The following is a 20307-nucleotide window of genomic DNA, read 5'->3' as shown; positions in this document are numbered from 1 at the left end:
CCTGTGACCACCCAGGTAGGACGAGAAATAATGATAGGCTTAGAAAAACGCGTGTAAACACAAGAACTCTCAAGGCACGACGATCGTGTCGCGCGGCTCAAGCTTAATGTTTTGTTCCGGATGCTGACCTTTGATAACGTCTTTGTAGTTGAAGGCGATGCGCGAATCAGTACCGCCACTCTGGCGCAGAACATAAATGGACTTCTGCTTTGCGAAATCCCTGAATCCGCCCGCCGTCGCAATTGCATCCAGAACCGTCGTCCCGTTTATCAACGGGTATGATCCAGGTTTAACCACCTGGCCAAGGATGTTGAATTTCTCGCTGTTGATCTGCTGCACCATCACCGTGACCACCGGCTCTGAGATATAGTTCTTCAGTTTGCTGGTAATTTCCTGTTCGAGTTGCAGCGGAGTTCGTCCCGTGGCCTGTACCTCTCCCACGAGTGGCAGCGAGATTCTCCCATCCGAACGCACAGGAATCGCTCGAGAAATGTCGGGCTCCTTCCACACATTGATTGCCAAGACATCGTCATTGCCAATCACAAAACTGTCATCATGCGCCTTCGCCACTGATGGAGCCGGAGGTTGCGCTAGAGCAACCTCAGCTTGCGGCGTAGGCAGTTTGCCCTCTGCCTGACTGGGGAGCGGCGCTTGCGCCTGCATGAACCCCGCTAGAGCAACGAAAAATACACTTATGGTTATCGGAGCGAACATACAACTTTTCATGGCAAAGTCCTGTCCACGATGTTTAGGGGCCTTCCGGGTCGCTCAATCTGTCTGGCCGTTGCCGCGGAACCCGGCTCCTTTGCTCCTGAGCCCATTTCCTCCCGGAAAAACAGAGGCATCAGGTGATCTCATTTGGTAGTGTTCGATCTTGTACAACAATGTCCGATAGCTAACCTTGAGCAAGCGCGCCGCGGCTTTTCGGTTCCAGCCAGTCTTCTCCAGTGCCGCAGCGATTGCATTCCTCTCGGCCTCTAACTTAACGCTTTCCACCAGAGATTTAAGCGAGTCCGAAGCCGTAGCAGCGCTCCTGGATGGAGTGATCGCTGCTGGAACCAGCTTCAGACGTCGAGGCGCTGAGAAGGAAATGTTCTGGTTCACCTCATTGGCATCGGAATGATTCTTTTCGAATGTCAGTTCCCGGTCACCCACCATAAGATAGCGCTTCACAAAGTTTTCCAGCTCTCGCAGATTTCCCGGCCAGGAGTAGGATCGGCAGGCCTCAATAATCGCGGGCGAAAAGCTGCGAGGAGACAAGCCATAATGCTTGGCCAGTTGGTGCATGAAGTGACGGGACAGCAACGGAAGTTCTTCCTTGCGCTGGCGAAGGGGTGGCACATGAATCGTGTATGCGCTCAGGCGATAGTAAAGGTCTTCGCGAAGTCGGTTTTCAGACAGCGCCTGTTCCATGTTTGTCGAGCTCGCAGCCAGAATCCGCACGTCGACTTCAACAAAGTTCGATGTCCCAGGTCTAACGAAACGCTTATTTTGCAGAGTCTGCAGCAGATTGGCTTGCAAGTCCATCGACATCTCGGTGATTTCATCCAGCAGGATTGTCCCCCTTGCGCAATGCTCCAATTTGCCTGACTTGGCTCCTGCGGCTGCGCCATCGCGCCGATATCCGAAGAGCTCTCGCTCAAGCAGATCACTCGGAAGTGCCGCACAATTTACTTTCGCAAATTCGAATCCTGAGCGGACCGATAGTTTATGAAGTAACCGCGCGGTAGTCTCTTTGCCGCTCCCGCTCTCTCCAAGAATCAGCACAGGCACATTCGCTTCGGCCAACAAAACAGCCTGTGCTCGCAGCCTGCGCATAATGGGGCTCACGCCGATGAAAAAGTTCTCCTCATTGACCTGCTCTACATCATCGCTCGATATCTCTGCTTCGCTTACTTCGCATGCTTGGGAGAGATATTGTCCGATGACTGCTTCCAGGTGCCTCTCGTCAAGTGGCCTGGCAAGATAGTCGCGTGCGCCCATGCGAATGGCTTCCTGTTTCCTGCCCAAGTCGGGTTGATGACCAATCAAGATAATCGGCAATGCAGGCCGAAGGCGTCGCAGCCACCGCAGAATATGTAACCCGTCATCATCTTCCGGAGGCAAATCTAACAAGAGCAGGTCCGGGGTTACTCCCGATTGCACTCGTTCTATCGCTTCCCAGGCGTTGGAGGAACTCTCAAACTGCCAGTCGTTCGATTCCCCAATCAGCCAGATTGGACGTAGAACGGCCGAATCATGACTAACAACGAATAACCTTGCTGTTTCAATTGATTTTTGGGTCACGGCCTGGTCTTTAGAGATCGCCCGAGGAAGGAGAGAGTAGGGGCTTAGATGGGTTCAATGTCGTATCCGTCAATTTGAATGGCCAAAGATCTTTGCATGGCATCCACGGATATGATCAATTTGCTGTCACCCTTTCGTGACTGGAGGATTCCCTCCATGCCATCAAGCGCACCGCTGCGGACTCGTACGCGTTGTCCAATTTTGAGATATGGATGACAGGTATAGGATAGCTTTTTCTTCACCAGAATACGCACAGCCTCGATCTGTTCGCTCGGAATTGGTGTGCCCGTTCGGTCGGGGCCAACGAGGCTCAAAACGCTGTCGATTCGCAGCACCTTCTGCCGATCTTCGTTGCAAGGCGCCAACTTAACGAACAGATAACAACTAAATAAGGGTAATTCGACCAATTTCTTCCGGTCACTCCAACGATGCACCTCGGTAACGGTCGGGAAAAATGTGGTCACTCCCTTTTCGCAGAGCCTGCTGGCAACAACCTTTTCGTGTCGAGCGCGGGTCTGCACGCCGTACCAGTTTTCGACATCATTCCCAACATTTGCAGTCGTGTTGAGAGACTCCCACACCTGATTGCTGGTACTCATCGATTCGCCTTTTCGTTCACTCGTGGAGATTGAACCTGACAGCTACCTGTGCAACGCGCATAGCTTCGCCCTCTGAGTCACATCCCTGCAACCCTTAAAGACCTGCGCACTGCTAACGAGCCCCTGATCGGGCACAGGGAATGGTTTACGAAATGCCATGGCAGCAACTGCCGCCAACGGCTCCTTCTTGCGACCAAACATCGGGGGAAGCTTTGGGCAGGGGGTGGGAGACTGCATCCGGCAGTCGATTGCCCTAAGTGAGATTGAGCTTACAGTCCTATGCAGCTTGCTGCAAGAGGTATAGCATCTCCGCGAAGCATTTCTCCTATTGTTCAGGGGCTTTCCACTCACCACCTGGAGAAGAAAGTACGTGAGACGTTTTTCTCATTTTGAAGATCTTAAAGAATGTGCGCCTCCGTGAGACCCAGATCGGAACATTTCGCATAAATCATTTCCTTACAGCAATATATCCGAACTCGAATAGCGTTCAAATGTCAGATTTTATTAACTTGCTTCTTCCATCAAGCGTAATTATTGTAGATGATGCAACCGTTTGGTATCGTGGCAATCAAGGATGCTCTTTGCAGGTGAAACACCCTCGATTTCGTTATGAATTTTCTGGAGTCGAGTAATTCTTTTGATTAGCCGTATTGAAATGTTGATCTTTTGACCAAGCAGCATCTCCCCCGAAGAAATTATCTAAGTTGCACTGAGGTTCCATGAGCAGGACGATGCGCAACAAGCCTGTCGAGGTAGTGATACGCGTTCTCGTTGCCGACGACACGCGACTGCATACGCAGCTGCTCGCAGATGCTCTCAGACGTGATGGCGGACTAGAGGTAATTAGTTCGGACTCGCAGCAACTGACGGCGCGAGAGGATTTAGACAGCATCGATGTTCTCCTTCTGAGCTCTGATGTTGATGAGCATTTTGCCGGCGGCTTTGAAGTTCTCAGAGAGGTGCATGCATCTCACCCGAACCTTCGCGCAGTGATGCTGTTGGACTCTTCGAAGCCTGAAGCGATCCTGGAAGCATTTCGGGCTGGTGCCCGGGGCGTGTTAAGCAGACAGGACTCGCTCGAAACCTTGAGTAAGTGCGTACGAAAAGTACATCAAGGGCAGATCTGGGCCAATAGCCAGCAAATGGGCTTGGTGGTCGAGGCGCTCGCCACTTCGCACAGTCATAGCACTGTGAATGCTCAGAATATGGAACAGCTCTCCAAGCGCGAAATCGAGGTCGTTGGCTGTGTAGCTCAAGGTTTGACCAACCGTGAAATTGCCAAGAGTTTGGGACTAAGCGAGCACACGGTAAAGAACTATCTGTTCCGCGTGTATGACAAACTCGGAGTTTCAAGCCGAGTGGAACTCTTGTTCATGACGCTCGGCCGGACAAGCCCACCTGATGCAACCAGCAATTCATTCAGGCAGAACGGCATCGATCAGGATTTGCAAAGTGCCTCGATCCTGGTCGGGTATCAACGAGCCGCAGAGCAGGGCGTACCGGTCGCGCAGCTTGAGTTAGCTCGCTATTACTGGACTCGAAGAGCAGATTCCAAGGATTTGATACAAGCCTACAAGTGGTATTTGATTGCCAGCCACCAGATCTCACGAACCAGTAAGAGTGTTGGAAAGGCTTTGACAATGGAGCAATTGCTCCTGGCCGAGCAGATGGCTGAAGAGTGGCTGAAGAAGACCAATAAATTTTCACCAGCCAAAATCGGAGAAGCAACCGATCGCCCCTCTGGCCCGGTCCTGCGCGCAGTCTCCGAGTAATCTTGCTTGAGCCTCGCACGCGAAGGCAAAATGCGCGATATTAGAAATGTGATCGCAAAATAATCGAGCACATGTCTAAGCCGTCCAGTTCAATTGCAATTATCGGCGGTGGGATTGTAGGCCTGGCAACTGGTCTTGAATTCAGCAAGCGGTTTCCGGGTACCTCTTTGTCAATTATTGAGAAAGAGCCGGAGTTAGCCCGCCACCAGACGGGCCACAACAGCGGTGTTATCCACTCCGGGATCTACTACAAGCCAGGGAGCCTCAAGGCTCGCCTCTGCGTGAAGGGCGCAGAAGCGTTGGTGCGCTTTTGCCAGGAACACAGCGTCCCTTACGACATTTGCGGCAAGGTGGTTGTTGCGGCAACAAAGGATGAGCTTCCACGACTCGAAGGGCTCTACGTCCGTGGCAAACACAATGGACTGCAAGGTCTTCGCATGCTGTGTAGTCAAGAGATTCTAGAGATAGAACCACATGCAGCCGGAATTCAGGGCATCCACGTGCCGAGCACCGGAATCGTGGACTATGCCAGAGTTGCAGAGAAATACGCAGAGCTCATAACCGCCCGAGAAGGGACGATCCATCTCTCTCACGAAGTAACCGGGCTCAAGCGCAACGGCGCCTCAACCGTCATTGAAACAACTCAAGGCCCTATCCATGCGAAACTCGTCATCAATTGCGCCGGTTTGCAAAGTGACCGGATCAGTCGTTTAGCCAAGGCAGAACTGGATCTCACGATCGTGCCTTTTCGGGGCGAATACTATGACATCGTGCCGGGAAAGCATCACTACCTCAAAGGCTTGATCTATCCTGTCCCCGACCCGCGATTCCCCTTCCTTGGCGTTCACCTGACCAGGCGAATTGGAGGCGGAGTGGAAGCGGGGCCAAACGCTGTGCTTGCCCTCAAGCGCGAGGGATATACGAAAGTATCCTTTCGCGCACGTGATGTATTCGACTACGCGACTTTCCCGGGCTTCTGGATCATGGCGGCTAAATATTGGCGAATGTCACTCAGTGAATATCGCCGTTCGTGGAGCAAGCAAGCCTTTGTCAGGGCATTGCAACGGCTCATGCCAGAGATCAATTCTGACGACCTTGTTCCAAACGGAGCTGGCGTGCGTGCGCAGGCCCTCGCAAGGAATGGCACACTGATGGACGACTTCCATTTCGTCCACACCGACGGCATCGTGCACGTGTGCAATGTACCGTCGCCCGCGGCTACTGCATCGCTGGCCATCGGTGAATACATCGTCGATACCGTTGTAAAGCAGCAAGGCGCTAATATAGGCAGGCTGAGCTGAACAGTGTGGCAAAGGACCAGCGATTTACGCGTAAGCCGAATGAATAATGACGGCTCGGTAGCTCTTCCCCTGGAAGAGTCACCAAGACCGCCACCGACCGCTTTTCGAAAAGCCTTTCTATGGAATCGCCACCGAGAACGAATTTGACGGAGCGCTTTCCATGCCTGATGAACCGACGCTCGTCACGTAATAGCGGTAAGTCGTACCACTCGCGACCGCGCTGTCCACATACGCTGTTTGAGTATTAATGGCGGAGTTAAGCAGTTGATACGAAGAACTGCTGCCTGTCGCCCGGTAGATGTTATAACCGCTCACCGCAACCGGTGAGTTGGTAGGCGCCGACCAACTCAAGTTGACCTGATGTTGCCCAGAGGAGCCAGTCCCGCTCAGGCTGACCGTAACCGTCGCTGAACTGCTGCTTATGACCAGCTTCCCGGTCGACGCGCCGGCAGACGCTGGAGCAAATTGAATCGAAAGTGACACCGCCTGCTGGGGATTCAACGTCACCGGGAAGCTAGCCCCCGAGAGCGTGAAACCACCTCCGCTGATCGCAGCCGAGTTGACAGTAACCGGAGAACTACCGGTAGAAGTCAGCATTACATTCAATGTCGGATTCGAACCCACTGTCACATCACCAAAACTCAGACTCGTCGGACTAACACTGAGCTGTGGGCTGCCCGCAGCCACGCCCGTGCCAGCCATGTTGATATATGCAGTTGGATTAATCGACGAGTTACTGTTGAGTATCAGCGTACCCGTCCACGTGCCGGCAGATTGCGGTGAAAAGTTGATTTGCAACGTCACTGATTGTTGAGGGTTCAGCGTCAGGGGAAAGCTCGCCCCCGACAGACTATAGCCACTGCCACCGAGCGATGCCGAACTGATCGTCAAAGCACCTGATCCTGTTGAAGTTAATGTAACCGGCAGCGTTGCTCTAGACCCTAGCGGCACATTGCCGAACGAAAGATAGTTCGAGCTCATCGTCAGCAATGCTCCAGTTGTAGAAGCCGAGCCCGTGCCGATCATGTTTATGTAGTTAGTTGTACCTGTCGACGAATTGCTATTGATCGTCAGCATTCCCGTTACAGTGCTCGCCGATACCGGAGTAAAGGACAAATTGAGCGTCACTGCCGAATGCTGACTCAGCGTCATTGGAAAGGTTGCTCCCGACACACTGAAGCCGGCGCCCCCGATGGATATCGAGCTGATTGTCACCGGAGCACTTCCGATTGAGGCCAGTGTCACCGGCAGTGTCAAGCTCGAACCAACCGTCACGCTGCCAAAAGCTAAGTTACTCGAACTCACGTACAATGTCGGGGTTCCGCTTGCATTTGCATTTGCAGCAACACCTGATCCACTGAGTACACTCTCTCCAACCGTCCTGGAGGATGAATCGATCGCATTGAGTTTTCCGGAATAGCTGGTGCCGGCGCTGGGCTTGAATCCTACCTTGACGTTGTAAGCTTCGCCGGGAGAGATAGTAATCGGCAGTTGGTTTTGACTGGCGACGGAGAACGTCTGGCCAGCCACTGATAACTGAGAGACTTCAACCGCTCGCGCCCCTCTGTTCAACATCGAAACCACAGTGTTCGCCATTTGTCCTATCGGTACGGCTCCAAAATCGACCGTGCTCGGAGAAACCTGCAGACTATTCAAGCTGCTGGCAGCTGACAAATTCGCCGAATAGCCACATCCAGATAAGGCAAGGAAAAGGCAGCAGGCCGCAAGAATGACGGTTCTGCTACACCAACCGCTGCACACGGAGCGAATATCGTACACATTTGACGGTGAGCGGTCACGGGATACAAGTGGACGGAGAACTACCTCATCGGAGTCCAATGGGGGAGGAACACGAATGTCGGACACCACTTCACCTCTGCAAACAAGAATTTCGTTTCCAGGGGCAGAAAAAGAAGTTTTAAGGGAAACAAGCGGACTGAGTTGCTAAGTATGGTCCCCTGTAGTTCTCGTATGCATGCTGCTCATCTGACTGCAGTAGGCGCCACTTTTGCTCTGAATCAACCGACCCTAGAGCTGTTCAAGCCTTAAGATTTCTAGAGCGGTCTTGCGGAACTGGGTTAAGAAATCAAGAAGTCTACAGATGAATGACTGATGTCACCCTGAGCTCTGCGAAAGGGGAACACACGAAGTAGCGAAAATTTGACGTAGAGACACTATACCCAACATCGAAATCCGGGCATATAAAAATCTGGATTACGAAAGTAAGCCGCCTGTCCCAGCGGCACTTACTCGGAACGATACGGGATTCGAAGCACATCGATAAAAGTGAAAAGAGGCAAAGCCCGGCGACTCTTGCTTGCGAATCGAGCGCCGAACCTGCCTCTTGTCAGTCCTTCTTGTTATCGCCTATGGAACCGCCACGTTGATGCTATTCGACGCGGCGCTCTCGTGACCGGAAGAGTCAACGCTCTTCACGTAATAACTGTAGGACGTGCCGGCAGCGACCGTGCTATCCATATACGATGTCTGACTCTCAATCGAGGAATTCAGCAGTGAATACGAAGCACTGCTGCCCGTCGCTCGATAGATGTGGTAACCCGCCACCGGGTCAGAAGAACCGCTCGGAGCACCCCAGCTTAGCGAAACCTGAGATTTCGTACCAGTTCCGCTCATGCTGACCGCAACAGTGGCATTGCTTGACGAGTTGCTACTGATGGTTAGCTTGCCAGTTGCAGCGCTGGCCGCAGTTGGAGCAAACTTCACCTGCAGTGTCAGCGTCTGTTTCGCACTCAGCGTAACCGGGAAGGTCGCTCCGGATACAGTGTAACCACTACCGCTGATTGTCGCGGAGTTGATCGTTACCGCGGAACTCCCGGTAGAGGTCAATGTTACCCCCAACGTTGCACTCGATCCCACCGCTACATCACCGAAACTCAAGCTGGCCGGGCTCACCGTGAGTTGCGCGCTGCTCGCAGAGACGCCGGTTCCTGACATGTTGATATAAGCTGCCGAGCCGGTCGCCGAATTACTGCTGAGTATCATCGTTCCAGTTACAGAACCAGCCGATGCCGGAGCAAACTTAAAGTTAAGCGTTAAGGTTTGCTTCGGCTGGAGCGTTACCGGGAAACTGGCACCAGAGACGCTGAAGCCGCTGCCGCCGATCGATCCCGAACTGATCGTCACCGCTGACGTTCCAGTTGAACTCAGTACTACCGGTATTGACCCGCTCGAGCTAATAGCGACATTACCAAAAGTTAGATAAGTCGAACTCACCGACAGTAGCGCACCGGTTGTGGGAGTAACACCCGTGCCTGCCATATTGATGTAAGCGGTGGGGTTGGTCGTTGAAGTACTGCTGACCGTCAGTGTACCCGTCACGGTACCCGCCGACTTAGGAGCAAATGTCAGATTCAGCTTGACTGACTGTTGGGGCTTCAGTGTTACCGGAAAGGTTGCCCCGGAGACGCTGAAGCCGCTCCCGCCAATCGATGCCGAGTTGATCTTGACAGCTGTACTTCCAGTAGATGTAAGCGTCACCGGAAGCGTGGCCTTTGATCCGGTCGTTACTTTTCCGAAAGGGAAATAGTTCGAACTTACCGTCAACTGAGGTCCGGTTGCACTGGCAGCCTTTGCTGTCAGCGAATATCCGCATCCCAAAACGATAACGATGAGGATAAGGGAAAGGCGGCAGACCGAAACCATGAGGGCTTTGCCGCATCGACCGCTGAACCTGGCATCTTGCGTGCGAGGGCCATTCCAGGATGAACCTGTTTTCGAGCGGTCACTTGTTTTGGAAACACAAAGAATTCCTTCATCGGAGTCCGATGGGGGAGGAACACATATATAGGACACCAACTTCACCTCTGCAAATGAGCATTTGTTTCAGGGGCAGATAAAAAAGGGTATGAGAATAGGCGGATTACGTTGGTACCTTTATGTCCTGCAGTCCGTGTCAAATCTATTTTCTGGCTGCGGTGAGTGCCAACCTGCCACACACACTTCAGGCACGAATCCACTAGGAGTAGTCTCCCAGCGCATCCGTGCTTCCTAAAAATCAAAGATTTCGCGATTGAATACTGATGTTGCCCTGGTGCTCAGCGGGACGGCAACAACCATAATGCAGATAAAGATCAACTTCTTCGCACAACTATACTTAAGCCTTCACCCAACACGATTACATTTGCGCGTAATAAGTCGCCCGTTGTGGCGACTTATTACGCGAGATAAATCAGATTTGTTATTTGTCTGAACATGTTTTATCGCACTGGAGTTTATTTTTCAAATTACTTTAGTCAGTCGAATATCGCATTTCGCTATAACTATCGAGATGTACCTAGCCATCGTTAAGGATTGACAAGGCACTCATCTTGCGACTACCGAAGATCCACTAAGCCTTCGCTATATCGCAGGGGCCTCTGAGAGTATCGCTGCAGTGCCACGGCCTGCGACGAAGCAGAAAATGCAGAATCAGATCTGTGCCGATCGATCTGTACATAGATCTGTACCTAGATCTGAGTATCATCGATTCATTGATTCCATAAGGCCGCTATCTTGCCTGGCGTTATCCGACAAATCCACACGCATCAGACTCACCTTCGCGAGGCGGTCTAGCCGCGCCGCAAATTTGTTCATCGTATAAAGCGGACTCGCCTTCTATCCCCGCGCCCGATGGCTTACAACTTGTTCTTGGAAGTGTCGGCAAAAAAAGCCTGTTGTCAACTTCTTCGACTTGCGACATACTTTCGGGGGCCGATGCTGACGACATCCGGCCGCACTGAGGCAAGGGACTATGCACCTTTGGCCGCTGGCAGTTTATACCGCGATCGTTGGTTTCCTCGTTCTAGCCATGCTCGGTTTGTCTTATGTGCTCGGGCAACGTCATCAGGACCGCGCTACCGGCTCACCTTACGAGGGTGGCATCTTGTCAGAGGGCTCTGCGCGCGTTCGCTTCCCTGCGCAGTTTTATCTCGTCGCAATGTTCTTCGTCATCTTTGATCTGGAAGCGGTTTTCTTATTCGCATGGGCCATTGCCGTTCGTGAAACCGGATGGAAAGGTTACGCAGAGGTATCGCTCTTTATTGCGGTACTGCTTGCAACTCTCGCGTATTTGTGGCGTGTCGGCGCGCTTGATTGGAAACAAAGAAGTGCAAGAATGTTGAGTAGAAGTTGAAATAAATATAGCGGACGGTGATTATGGGCTGGTCGATCAGTCGGCCTGGATCCACAGAGGCCGAGAAGACCGACGGATTCGTCGAGGAAGCCATTCGTCGCACTCTCATCCTGTCCCGTGTGGATGACCTTGTGGCGTGGGGCCGAAAGAATTCCGTCTGGCCATTCAACTTTGGCCTCTCCTGCTGCTTCGTGGAGATGGCTACAAGCATTACAAGCAAGTACGACATCTCTCGCTTCGGCGCCGAAGTCATACGCGGCACGCCGCGCCAGGCAGACCTGATGGTCATCGCAGGCACGGTCTTCATCAAGATGGCGCCCGTCATTCAGCGCCTCTACGAGCAAATGATGGAGCCCCGCTGGGTCATCTCCATGGGCTCGTGCGCCAATTCCGGTGGCATGTTCGACATCTACAGCGTCGTACAGGGCGTGGACAAGTTTCTGCCCGTAGATGTCTACGTGCCCGGCTGCCCGCCGCGGCCGGATGCATTTCTTGAAGGTGTTTTGCTGTTACGGGACGCAATTGGTAAGGAAAAGCGGCCTCTGAGTTGGGTTGTGGGGCCGCAGGGAGTGGAGCGCGCCGAGATGCCTTCGATGCGCGATATGAAACAACCACAGAGGCAGACTCTGACGGTGCTCAGGACTCCCGATAGCGTTTAGCTTTATAGGCGGTGCTGTATGGTGCGCAGCCTTGTCGCCGACGAAGGATTGCAGAACGAGTTGCTCGTTCCATCTGTCCCCCAGAGCGCTCGCGATGAAATCCCGACATTCTGGATCGCGAAGCAAGACATCCACGAAGCCGTCCGATCCCTGCGCCACAGCGTACCCGATCCCTACAAGCTCTTCTACGACGTTACCGCAATCGACGAACGCGGCCGCACACACCGCGATGGTCAACCCCCAAGCGACTTCACCGCCGTCTATCACCTCTACTCATTCGGGCGAAACGAATATGTTCGCTTGAAGGTCGCCCTCGAAGAGAACGACCTTACTCTCCCTACCATCACCGACGTCTTCCCCGCAGCCAACTGGTATGAACGTGAAGTGTGGGACATGTTCGGCATTAAGTTCGACGGACATCCCCATCTGACGCGCATCCTCATGCCGAGCACGTGGGTTGGACATCCTCTGCGCAAAGATCATCCCGCACGCGCCACCGAGATGGGCCCCTTCACACTGCCTCCTGAAAAAGAGGACGCCGAGCAGGCAGCATTGCAGTTCCATCCGGAAGAGTGGGGCATGTCCCGCCAGCGCGAAGGCTCTGACTTCATCTTCCTGAATATCGGCCCGCAACATCCGGGCACGCATGGCGTTCTGCGCATCATCCTGGAGCTCGACGGCGAAGAAATTATCGATTGCGTACCAGAGATCGGCTTCCACCATCGCGGCGCAGAAAAGATGGGCGAGCGCCAGACGTGGCACACCTACATTCCCTACACCGACCGCGTCGACTACCTTGGCGGTGTAATGAACAACCTTGCCTATCTGAGCAGCGTCGAGAAGCTGGCGGGCATCACCGTGCCTCCGCGCGGACAGATGATTCGCGTCATGATGGCAGAACTCTTCCGCATCATGAACCACCTCGTCTGGTACGGAACTTTCGCGCAGGACGTCGGCCAGATGTCGCCCGTCTTCTTCATGTTCAACGATCGCGAGAAGGCGCTCTCTATCGTCGAAGCAATTTGCGGCGCGCGCATGCACCCCAACTGGTTCCGCATCGGCGGAGTAGCGCAAGACCTGCCCAACGGATGGGACGGCATGTTTCGCGACTTCCTGAATTACATGCCGCCGCGCATGGCCGAATACGAGCGCACCGTCATGCGCAACCGCCTCTTCAAGGTGCGCACCAAGGGTATCGGAGGCTGCACCGTCGATGAAGCGATCGAGTGGGGCATGACTGGCCCCAACCTTCGCGCTGCGGGCCTTGAATGGGATTTCCGTAAGAAGCAGCCTTACTCCTGCTACGACCAACTCGAATTCGACATACCGATCGCCAATACAGGCGACTGCTATGACCGCGCCATCATTCATATCGAAGAAATTCGCCAGAGTCTTCGCATCATCCAGCAATGCGTCGATCAGATGCCGGGCGGCCCATGCAACGCCGACCATCCTCTTACCACGCCACCGCCCAAGGCGCGCACCATGCACGACATTGAAACGCTCATCAACCATTTTCTTGGCGTGAGTTGGGGCCCGGTAATGCCGCCCGGAGAAGCAATGGTGCCCATTGAAGCTACGAAGGGAAATAACGGCTACTACCTCACCAGCGACGGAAGCACCGGCTCCTATCGCACACGAATTCGAACGCCATCGTTTGCCCATATGCAGATGCTGCCGCTGTTATGCAGAGGACGTTTGATCCCGGACCTGCTCGCCATTATCGGAAGTCTGGATTACGTGCTCGCAGATATCGATCGATAAAGCAGGAGGAAAACGAAAACGATGCTGACCACGGAAGAACGCCAGGAGATCGAAGAGAAAATCGCTGAGTACCCGAACCGGCAGGCCGTTTCGATCGACGCGATGCTGGCCGTGCAGCGCCATCGTGGCTGGGTATCCGACGAGAGCCTCCGCGATCTCTCCGAAGTGCTCGGCGTCTCCGTGGCTGATCTCGACGGTGTAGCAACCTTCTACAACCTCATCCACCGGAAGCCGGTAGGAAAACACGTCGCGTTGATTTGCGACAGCGTCTCCTGCTGGCTGATGGGCAGCGACAAGGTACGTGACCATCTCTGCGCAAGGTTGAGCACGCCGCTTGGCGGAACGACAGCGGACGGCCGCTTCACGCTGCTGCCTATAGTTTGCCTGGGAGCGTGCGACCACGCCCCCACCATGATGATCGACGACGAGTTGTACGAGGATCTCGACGAAGAAAGGATCGAAGAAGCACTGACGCAGTACGACTAGGCGCGCACCATGGAAAAACCTCTCACTGGCAATTTTCGCAGCGACAAGCAAGCGGTAAGTCTCGAAGACTACGAGCGCGCCGGCGGCTATCAAGGCCTGCATAAGGCGCTGACCATCGCGCCCGCAGACGTCGGCGAACTCGTAAAGAAATCTGGCCTGCGCGGACGAGGTGGCGCGGGTTTCCCTACCGGGATGAAGTGGAGCTTCGTGCCGATGGGGAAAGACGCGCCTCATCCGAAATACCTGGTCGTGAATGCCGACGAGATGGAGCCGGGCACCTTCAAAGACCGCGCCTTAATGGAGCGCGATCCGCATCAGTTGATCGAGGGCGTAATCGTTGCGGCATACGCCATCGAAGCCGACATCGCCTACATCTTCCTGCGTGGCGAGTACGTCTGCTCCCATGATCGTCTTGAGCGCGCGCTAGCCGAGGCGAAAACAAAGAATTACGTCGGCCACAACATTCTCGGCTCAGGCTACAATCTCGAAATTCATCTCCACGTCAGCGCAGGCCGCTACATCTGCGGCGAAGAAACGGCACTGCTGAACGCTCTCGAAGGCAAGCGTGCACACCCAAGAACCAAGCCACCCTTCCCGCAAGTCTCCGGCCTCTTCGGCAAGCCAACCATCGTTCAGAATGTGGAGACCCTCTGTAACGTTCACCACATCGTGAAGAACGGTCCCGACTGGTTCCGCGGCCTGAGCAAAACCGAAGACGGCGGCACCAAACTGTACGGCGTCAGCGGAAAGGTGAAAAAGCCGGGTCTCTGGGAACTTCCCATGGGTACGCCCATGCGCGAAATCCTCGAAGACCACGCCGGAGGCATGCGCGACGGCCTGCATTTCCGCGGCCTTTTGCCTGGCGGAGCCTCCACCGACTTTCTCATCGAAGAACACCTCGACACACCCATGGACTACGGCAACGTCCAGAAAGCGGGAAGCCGTCTCGGCACCGGAACCATGGTCGTGCTCGACGACAAGACCTGCCCCGTCGGCATGGTCTGGAACCTCGAGCACTTCTTCGCGCAGGAATCCTGCGGCTGGTGCACGCCATGTTGGAGCGGCCTGTCGTGGACAGAAAAAATTCTGCTGGCAATGGAGCAAGGTAAAGGCAGCCGTCAGGATCTCGACACGCTCACCTTCCAGACAAAATTCCTCGCTCCTGGAAACACCTTCTGCGCCTTTGCCCCCGGCGCAGTCGAGCCCTTACAAAGCGCCTTGAAATACTTTGGCGACGATTTCCGAAAGCATGTCGACGAACAACGTTGTCCCTGGAAATAAGTGTGGAGAAAACTGTGGCGACCATTTACATCGATAACGAAGCGAAAGAGGCCAACCCGAAAGAGAACCTGCTCCACGCCTGCCTTTCGCTCGGTTACAATGTCCCCTATTTCTGCTGGCATCCAGCATTGGGCTCCGTTGGCGCGTGCCGCCAATGCGCGGTTAAGCAATTCCGCAACGAGCAGGACGCGACGGGCAAGCTCATCATGGCCTGCATGACGCCCGCCTCCGAAGGCACGCGCATCTCCATCGCCGATCCCGAAGCCGTCTCCTTTCGCGCTGCCGTGATTCAGGGCCTCATGCAAAACCATCCGCACGACTGCCCGGTATGCGATGAAGGCGGCGAGTGCCACCTGCAGGACATGACGGTGATGACCGGCCACTGCATGCGCTCTTACAGCTTCGGCAAGCGAACATTTCGCAATCAGTATCTCGGCCCACTGGTCAATCACGAGATGAACCGCTGCATTCAATGCCAGCGTTGTGTTCGTTTTTACCGCGAATACGCCGGCGGAGACGATCTGAACGCATTCCGCCTCCGCGATAACATCTTCTTCGGGCGCGCCGAAGACGGCGTCCTCGAAAGCGAGTTCAGCGGAAATCTGGTCGAAGTCTGCCCTACCGGCGTCTTTACCGACGCCACACTCAAGAAGCACTACACGCGCAAATGGGACCTGCAAATGGCGCCCTCCATCTGCGTGCACTGCGGACTCGGCTGCAACACCAGTGTCGGTGAGCGATACGGCTCACTACGCCGCGCCGTCAATCGCTACAACCACGAGGTAAATGGCTACTTCCTCTGCGACCGCGGACGTTTCGGCTACGAGTTCGTCGAGAGCCACGAGCGAATCCGCTTTCCCCTGGTGAACGGCAAAAGCGCAACCAAGAACGAGGCCCTCGAACGCTTCGGTGAGATTCTGCGTGAAGGCAACATAATCGGGGTCGGCTCTCCGCGAGCCTCACTGGAAGGCAACTTCGCTCTGCGCACGCTCGTCGGGCCCGACCGCTTCTTCGCCGGAACCTCAGATCAGGAATCGCAGCTATTATCGACAATGCTCCGCATTCTGCGCGAGGGCCCAGCGCGGTCTCCGTCTCTCGATGACATTGAGCATGCGGATGCGGTATTCGTCCTCGGCGAAGACGTAACCAACGTGGCGCCAATCATGGCCCTGAAACTGCGCCAGTCCGTACGTCAGGCACCGATGAAGCTTGCGACCGATCTTCATATCCCCGAGTGGCTCGATCAGTCGGTGCGAGAAGTCGTGCAGGAAACAAAAGGCCCACTCTTCATCGCCGCGCCTTACGCTACGAAGCTCGACGACATCGCAACTGCAACCTATCGAGCTACCCCAGACGATCTCGCGCGTCTCGGCTTCGCCGTTGCGCATGCGATCGACCCCACCGCCCCGGAAGTAACGGCCCTCCCGGAAGAATTAACGAACATGGCCGCCCAAATCGCATCCGCTCTAATCAGCAGCAACCGACCGCTGGTCGTCTCCGGTACAAGTTGCCGCAGTCAAAGCGTGATCGAAGCTGCAGCACAAGTTGCCTGGGCTCTATGCAAGACCGGCCATCCCGCAGGCCTCAGCTTCACCACACCGGAATGCAACAGCCTTGGCCTCGCGATGATGGAGGCGCGACCGTTGTCTGCTGCGATGCAAGCGGTGGGCACCGAACCGGCAACCACCGTGATTGTTCTTGAGAACGATCTCTTTCGCCGCGCCCCCGCAAGCGAAGTGACTTCACTGGTGCGAAGCGCACGTCATCTGGTTGTGCTCGATCACACGGAATCCGCAACCACAGAAGCAGCCGAAGTAGTACTGCCCGCAGGCACCTTTGCCGAATCCGACGGAACCCTCGTCAACAGCGAGGGCCGCGCGCAGCGATTCTTCCAGGTCTTTGTTCCAAGCTCCGATGTAGAAGAAAGCTGGCGATGGCTGCGTGAAGGATCGATGACAGGGGGCATCGAGGCCGAAACGAAATGGCAAGGATTCGACGACCTGACAACGGTGATGGCCGCCGAGCTGCCGGCCTTCGCCTCAATCCCTCTCGTCGCCCCCGCACGCAAGGCAGGCGGGAAAATAGCCCGCGAACCCAATCGCTACAGCGGACGCACATCGATGCTCGCGAACATCAGCGTACATGAACCAAAACCACCCGACGATCCCGACTCAGCGCTCGCGTTCTCCATGGAGTCGGGCCCCGCGCCCGCACCATCCGCGCTACTTCCCTTCTTCTGGGCGCCCGGCTGGAACTCCATCCAATCCGTCAATAAGTTTCAAAGTGAGATCGGAGGACACCTCCGCGGCGGCGATCCCGGCGTACGCCTGATCGAACCATCACCACAACCAGACTGGAAATACTTCTCGACAGTTCCAGCAGCGTACATCTCAAAAACCGACGCGCCGCTGCTCATCCCGATCTTCCATATCTTTGGCTCCGAAGAATTGAGTTGCCATGCACACGGCATCGCACAACTGGTCCCGCGCCCGTATGTTGCGTTGCACTCTGCCCACGCGTCCGGCCTCGGCGTAAAGGCAGGCGAAGAAATCAAAGTAACCGCTGGCAACGCCAGCCTCGAACTTGAAGTTCTGTTGCGCGATGACTTGCCTCGCGGCACAGCAGGCTTACCTGCCGGACTCGTACCAATCGACGCCATCCCATCCCCCGCCCTCGCCACACTCGCGCCGGCTAACGTCAAAACACCCGCAGGGGGTGGAGCATGATGCAGTACATCTTCCCCCTGATCGTCATCGCCGTCGTGCTTGGTGTGGCGCTCAATCTCGCTGCCGGGCTCATCTGGGTAGAGCGCCGTCTCCTCGCGCTATGGCAGGATCGCTACGGCCCGAACCGCGTCGGTCCATTCGGACTGGGACAAATCCTCGCCGACTCGCTGAAGCTCTTCGCGAAAGAAGACTGGGTGCCTCCATTTGCTGATAAGCCCGTCTTCATCATGGCTCCGGCAATTGTTGTAGCAACTGCGCTTCTCTCATTCGCAGTCATCCCGTTTGCCCCCGGTTTCGTCGTAGCTGACCTCAACATCGGCATCCTCTACCTGCTGGCGATGTCCTCTCTCGGCGTCTACAGCGTGGTGCTGGCGGGCTGGGCATCAAACAACAAATATTCTCTGCTCGGCGGAATCCGCGCATCGGCGCAAATGTTGAGCTATGAAGTCTTCATGGGTCTCTCGCTGCTGGGAGTCGTCATTCTCGCAGGCTCATTTCGACTCACCGACATTGTCGAAGCCCAGCGCAAGATGTGGTTCGTAGTACCGCAATTCCTTGGCTTCATTCTGTTCCTGATCGCAGGAGTAGCCGAAACCCGTCGCCTTCCCTTCGACCTCGCGGAAGCCGAAAACGAACTGATCGCCGGCTTTCACTCCGAATACTCCGGCATGAAATTCGGCATGTTCTTCGTGGGTGAGTACATCGGCGTGACCCTGATCTCGGCAACTATTTCGCTGTTGTATTTCGGCGGCTGGCTCGGACCATGGCTACCAGGACCGTTATGGTTTGCCGGCAAGACGATGTTCTTCATCTGCATGTTCATTCTCTTTCGCGCGGCGCTCCCCAGGCCGCGTTTTGACCAGCTGATGTCCTGGGCCTGGAAGATATTACTGCCCTTGGCGCTGGTGAATTTATTGGTAACCGGAGCCGTCGTATTGGCCCTGAGATAGAAGGAGGCTGCTGATGTTCAGTCTCGTGCGCTCGTTGTGGGAAGTCTTCCGGCACGCCTTTGCGCGTCGTGTCACCATCCAGTATCCCGATGAAAAACCCTACCTTGCCCCGCGCTACCGCGGCCGCATCGTGCTCAGCCGTGATCCCGACGGAGGCGAACGCTGCGTTGCCTGCAACCTCTGCGCCGTAGCTTGTCCAGTCGATTGCATTTCCCTTCAGGCCACCGAAGATGAAACCGGCCGCAGATACCCCGAGTTTTTCCGCATCAATTTTTCGCGCTGCATCTTTTGCGGATTCTGCGAAGAAGCCTGCCCCACCTACGCAATTCAGCTCACGCCCGATTTCGAAATGGGCGAATACAAACGCAAGAATCTCGTCTACGAGAAAGAAGACCTCATGATCAATGGCCCCGGAAAATATCCCGGCTACAACTTCTGGCGCGTCGCCGGGGTAGCGATCGGCGGCAAAGACAAGGGACAAGCCGAGCATGAAACGGCGCCCGTAGACGTTCACAGTCTGATGCCCTGAGAGGACAACATGGGAATGCTCTTCTATCTCGCCGGCATCCTCGCCATTATCGCCACGCTCCTAGCGATCACGCGGCACCATGCCGTGCACGCGCTGCTTTACCTGATCGTCTCCCTGCTCGCAGTCGCCGTTGATTTCTACACGCTCGGCGCTCCCTTCGTCGCCGCGCTCGAAATCATGATCTACGCAGGCGCCATCATGGTGCTCTTCGTCTTCGTGGTGATGATGCTCAACGTAGCCGACCACGCAATGGAAGTCGAACGCGTCTCCCTCAAGCCGATGAACTGGTTCGGGCCCTCTCTGCTGGCCTTCATTCTGCTGGGTGAAATGGTCTACTGCACGCTGACATCCAGCAGCGCACCCCGCGCCGCCACAGTCGGGCCCAAACAAATCGGCATCGCGTTATTCGGCAATTTCTGGATTGGGGTAGAACTCGCATCTCTGCTGTTGACGGCGGGCCTGGTGGGCGCCTATCACCTCGGACGCCAGGCATTCGCAAAGGAGGAAACAAAACATGCCGCAGATACCAATACAGCACGCCATGATACTGGCGGCGATCTTGTTCACGCTGGGGCTGGCAGGACTGATCACGCGGCGTAATCTCATCTTCACGCTCATGAGCGTTGAGATCATGCTCAACGCCAGCGGCCTCGCCTTTATCGCGGCTGGCTCTCGCTGGGGACAACCCGACGGTCAGATCATGTTCCTCTTCATCCTCACCATGGCTGCCGCAGAAGTCGCCATTGGCCTGGCATTTGTCCTGCTCTTTCATAGAAAACAGTCCGAACTGGATGTAGACGCAGCCAGCGAGTTGAGAGGCTGA

Annotated in this window: 17 protein-coding genes; 12 read left to right on the top strand and 5 right to left on the bottom strand. The window is 55.2% G+C overall.

Going from position 1 to position 20307, the window contains the following annotated elements; translation table 11 throughout:
* Nucleotides 1-69: 69 nt before the first annotated feature.
* The 3 genes from H7849_RS05880 to H7849_RS05870 are packed head-to-tail and all read right to left on the bottom strand — an operon-like array spanning nucleotide 70 to nucleotide 2885.
* On the bottom strand, nucleotides 70-714 hold the full coding sequence (locus H7849_RS05880) for a polysaccharide biosynthesis/export family protein (protein ID WP_186744936.1): 645 nt from the start codon (nucleotides 712-714) through the stop codon (nucleotides 70-72).
* Nucleotides 715-768: 54 nt separating this feature from the next.
* Entirely contained in the window at nucleotides 769-2286 is a 1518-nt protein-coding gene (locus H7849_RS05875) for a sigma-54-dependent transcriptional regulator (protein ID WP_186744934.1), read from the bottom strand.
* A gap of 44 nt (nucleotides 2287-2330) precedes the next feature.
* Nucleotides 2331-2885: a UpxY family transcription antiterminator gene (locus tag H7849_RS05870; protein ID WP_186744932.1), complete on the bottom strand. Its 555-nt coding sequence runs from the start codon at nucleotides 2883-2885 to the stop codon at nucleotides 2331-2333.
* A gap of 731 nt (nucleotides 2886-3616) precedes the next feature.
* On the opposite strand from H7849_RS05870, the gene H7849_RS05865 reads away from it, so the two are divergent.
* Nucleotides 3617-4657, top strand: a complete 1041-nt coding sequence (locus tag H7849_RS05865) for a response regulator transcription factor (RefSeq protein ID WP_186744930.1) — start codon at nucleotides 3617-3619, stop codon at nucleotides 4655-4657.
* A 71-nt stretch (nucleotides 4658-4728) separates the two neighbouring features.
* Nucleotides 4729-5958, top strand: a complete 1230-nt coding sequence (gene lhgO / locus H7849_RS05860; RefSeq protein WP_186744928.1) for an L-2-hydroxyglutarate oxidase — start codon at nucleotides 4729-4731, stop codon at nucleotides 5956-5958.
* Between the two features lie 117 nt (nucleotides 5959-6075).
* On the opposite strand, the gene H7849_RS05855 is transcribed toward lhgO, so the two are convergent.
* Together H7849_RS05855 and H7849_RS05850 are read right to left on the bottom strand one after the other, a co-directional pair.
* Nucleotides 6076-7719 (bottom strand): choice-of-anchor D domain-containing protein, encoded by a 1644-nt coding sequence (locus tag H7849_RS05855; RefSeq protein ID WP_285288958.1) that lies wholly within the window; start codon nucleotides 7717-7719, stop codon nucleotides 6076-6078.
* Between the two features lie 606 nt (nucleotides 7720-8325).
* Nucleotides 8326-9621 carry a choice-of-anchor D domain-containing protein gene (locus H7849_RS05850; RefSeq protein ID WP_186744925.1) on the bottom strand — a complete coding sequence of 432 codons (1296 nt, stop codon included), beginning with the start codon at nucleotides 9619-9621 and terminating at the stop codon, nucleotides 8326-8328.
* Nucleotides 9622-10708: 1087 nt separating this feature from the next.
* On the opposite strand from H7849_RS05850, the gene ndhC reads away from it, so the two are divergent.
* From ndhC to nuoK, 10 genes are read left to right on the top strand one after another with little or no spacing between them, the layout of a single operon-like run.
* Nucleotides 10709-11089 (top strand): NADH-quinone oxidoreductase subunit A, encoded by a 381-nt coding sequence (ndhC, locus tag H7849_RS05845; RefSeq protein WP_186744923.1) that lies wholly within the window; start codon nucleotides 10709-10711, stop codon nucleotides 11087-11089.
* A 23-nt stretch (nucleotides 11090-11112) separates the two neighbouring features.
* Nucleotides 11113-11748, top strand: coding sequence for a NuoB/complex I 20 kDa subunit family protein (locus H7849_RS05840; RefSeq protein WP_186744921.1), 636 nt, complete (start codon nucleotides 11113-11115; stop codon nucleotides 11746-11748).
* An 18-nt stretch (nucleotides 11749-11766) separates the two neighbouring features.
* Nucleotides 11767-13512 (top strand): NADH-quinone oxidoreductase subunit C/D, encoded by a 1746-nt coding sequence (nuoC, locus tag H7849_RS05835; RefSeq protein WP_186744919.1) that lies wholly within the window; start codon nucleotides 11767-11769, stop codon nucleotides 13510-13512.
* Nucleotides 13513-13533: 21 nt separating this feature from the next.
* Nucleotides 13534-13998, top strand: coding sequence for an NADH-quinone oxidoreductase subunit NuoE (nuoE, locus tag H7849_RS05830; RefSeq protein WP_186744917.1), 465 nt, complete (start codon nucleotides 13534-13536; stop codon nucleotides 13996-13998).
* Nucleotides 13999-14007: 9 nt separating this feature from the next.
* Nucleotides 14008-15279, top strand: coding sequence for an NADH-quinone oxidoreductase subunit NuoF (nuoF, locus tag H7849_RS05825; RefSeq protein ID WP_186744915.1), 1272 nt, complete (start codon nucleotides 14008-14010; stop codon nucleotides 15277-15279).
* A 14-nt stretch (nucleotides 15280-15293) separates the two neighbouring features.
* Nucleotides 15294-18005, top strand: a complete 2712-nt coding sequence (nuoG, locus tag H7849_RS05820; protein WP_251106638.1) for an NADH-quinone oxidoreductase subunit NuoG — start codon at nucleotides 15294-15296, stop codon at nucleotides 18003-18005.
* Nucleotides 18002-18955: an NADH-quinone oxidoreductase subunit NuoH gene (gene nuoH, locus H7849_RS05815; RefSeq protein ID WP_432756524.1), complete on the top strand. Its 954-nt coding sequence runs from the start codon at nucleotides 18002-18004 to the stop codon at nucleotides 18953-18955. The genes nuoG and nuoH overlap by 4 nt, the downstream gene beginning before the upstream one ends.
* A 13-nt stretch (nucleotides 18956-18968) precedes the next feature.
* The gene (gene nuoI / locus H7849_RS05810; protein WP_186744914.1) at nucleotides 18969-19484 is read left to right on the top strand and encodes an NADH-quinone oxidoreductase subunit NuoI; all 516 of its coding nucleotides are present in this window, start codon (nucleotides 18969-18971) and stop codon (nucleotides 19482-19484) included.
* A 9-nt stretch (nucleotides 19485-19493) separates the two neighbouring features.
* Nucleotides 19494-20084 (top strand): NADH-quinone oxidoreductase subunit J, encoded by a 591-nt coding sequence (gene nuoJ, locus H7849_RS05805; RefSeq protein ID WP_186744912.1) that lies wholly within the window; start codon nucleotides 19494-19496, stop codon nucleotides 20082-20084.
* Nucleotides 20044-20307, top strand: coding sequence for an NADH-quinone oxidoreductase subunit NuoK (gene nuoK / locus H7849_RS05800; RefSeq protein ID WP_251106637.1), 264 nt, complete (start codon nucleotides 20044-20046; stop codon nucleotides 20305-20307). Before nuoJ ends, nuoK begins: the two co-directional genes overlap by 41 nt.

It is taken from the genome of Alloacidobacterium dinghuense (assembly GCF_014274465.1).
Lineage (GTDB): Bacteria > Acidobacteriota > Terriglobia > Terriglobales > Acidobacteriaceae > Alloacidobacterium > Alloacidobacterium dinghuense.
The sequence above is the reverse complement of the archived record's forward strand: the minus strand, read 5'-3'. Positions and strand labels throughout refer to the sequence as shown.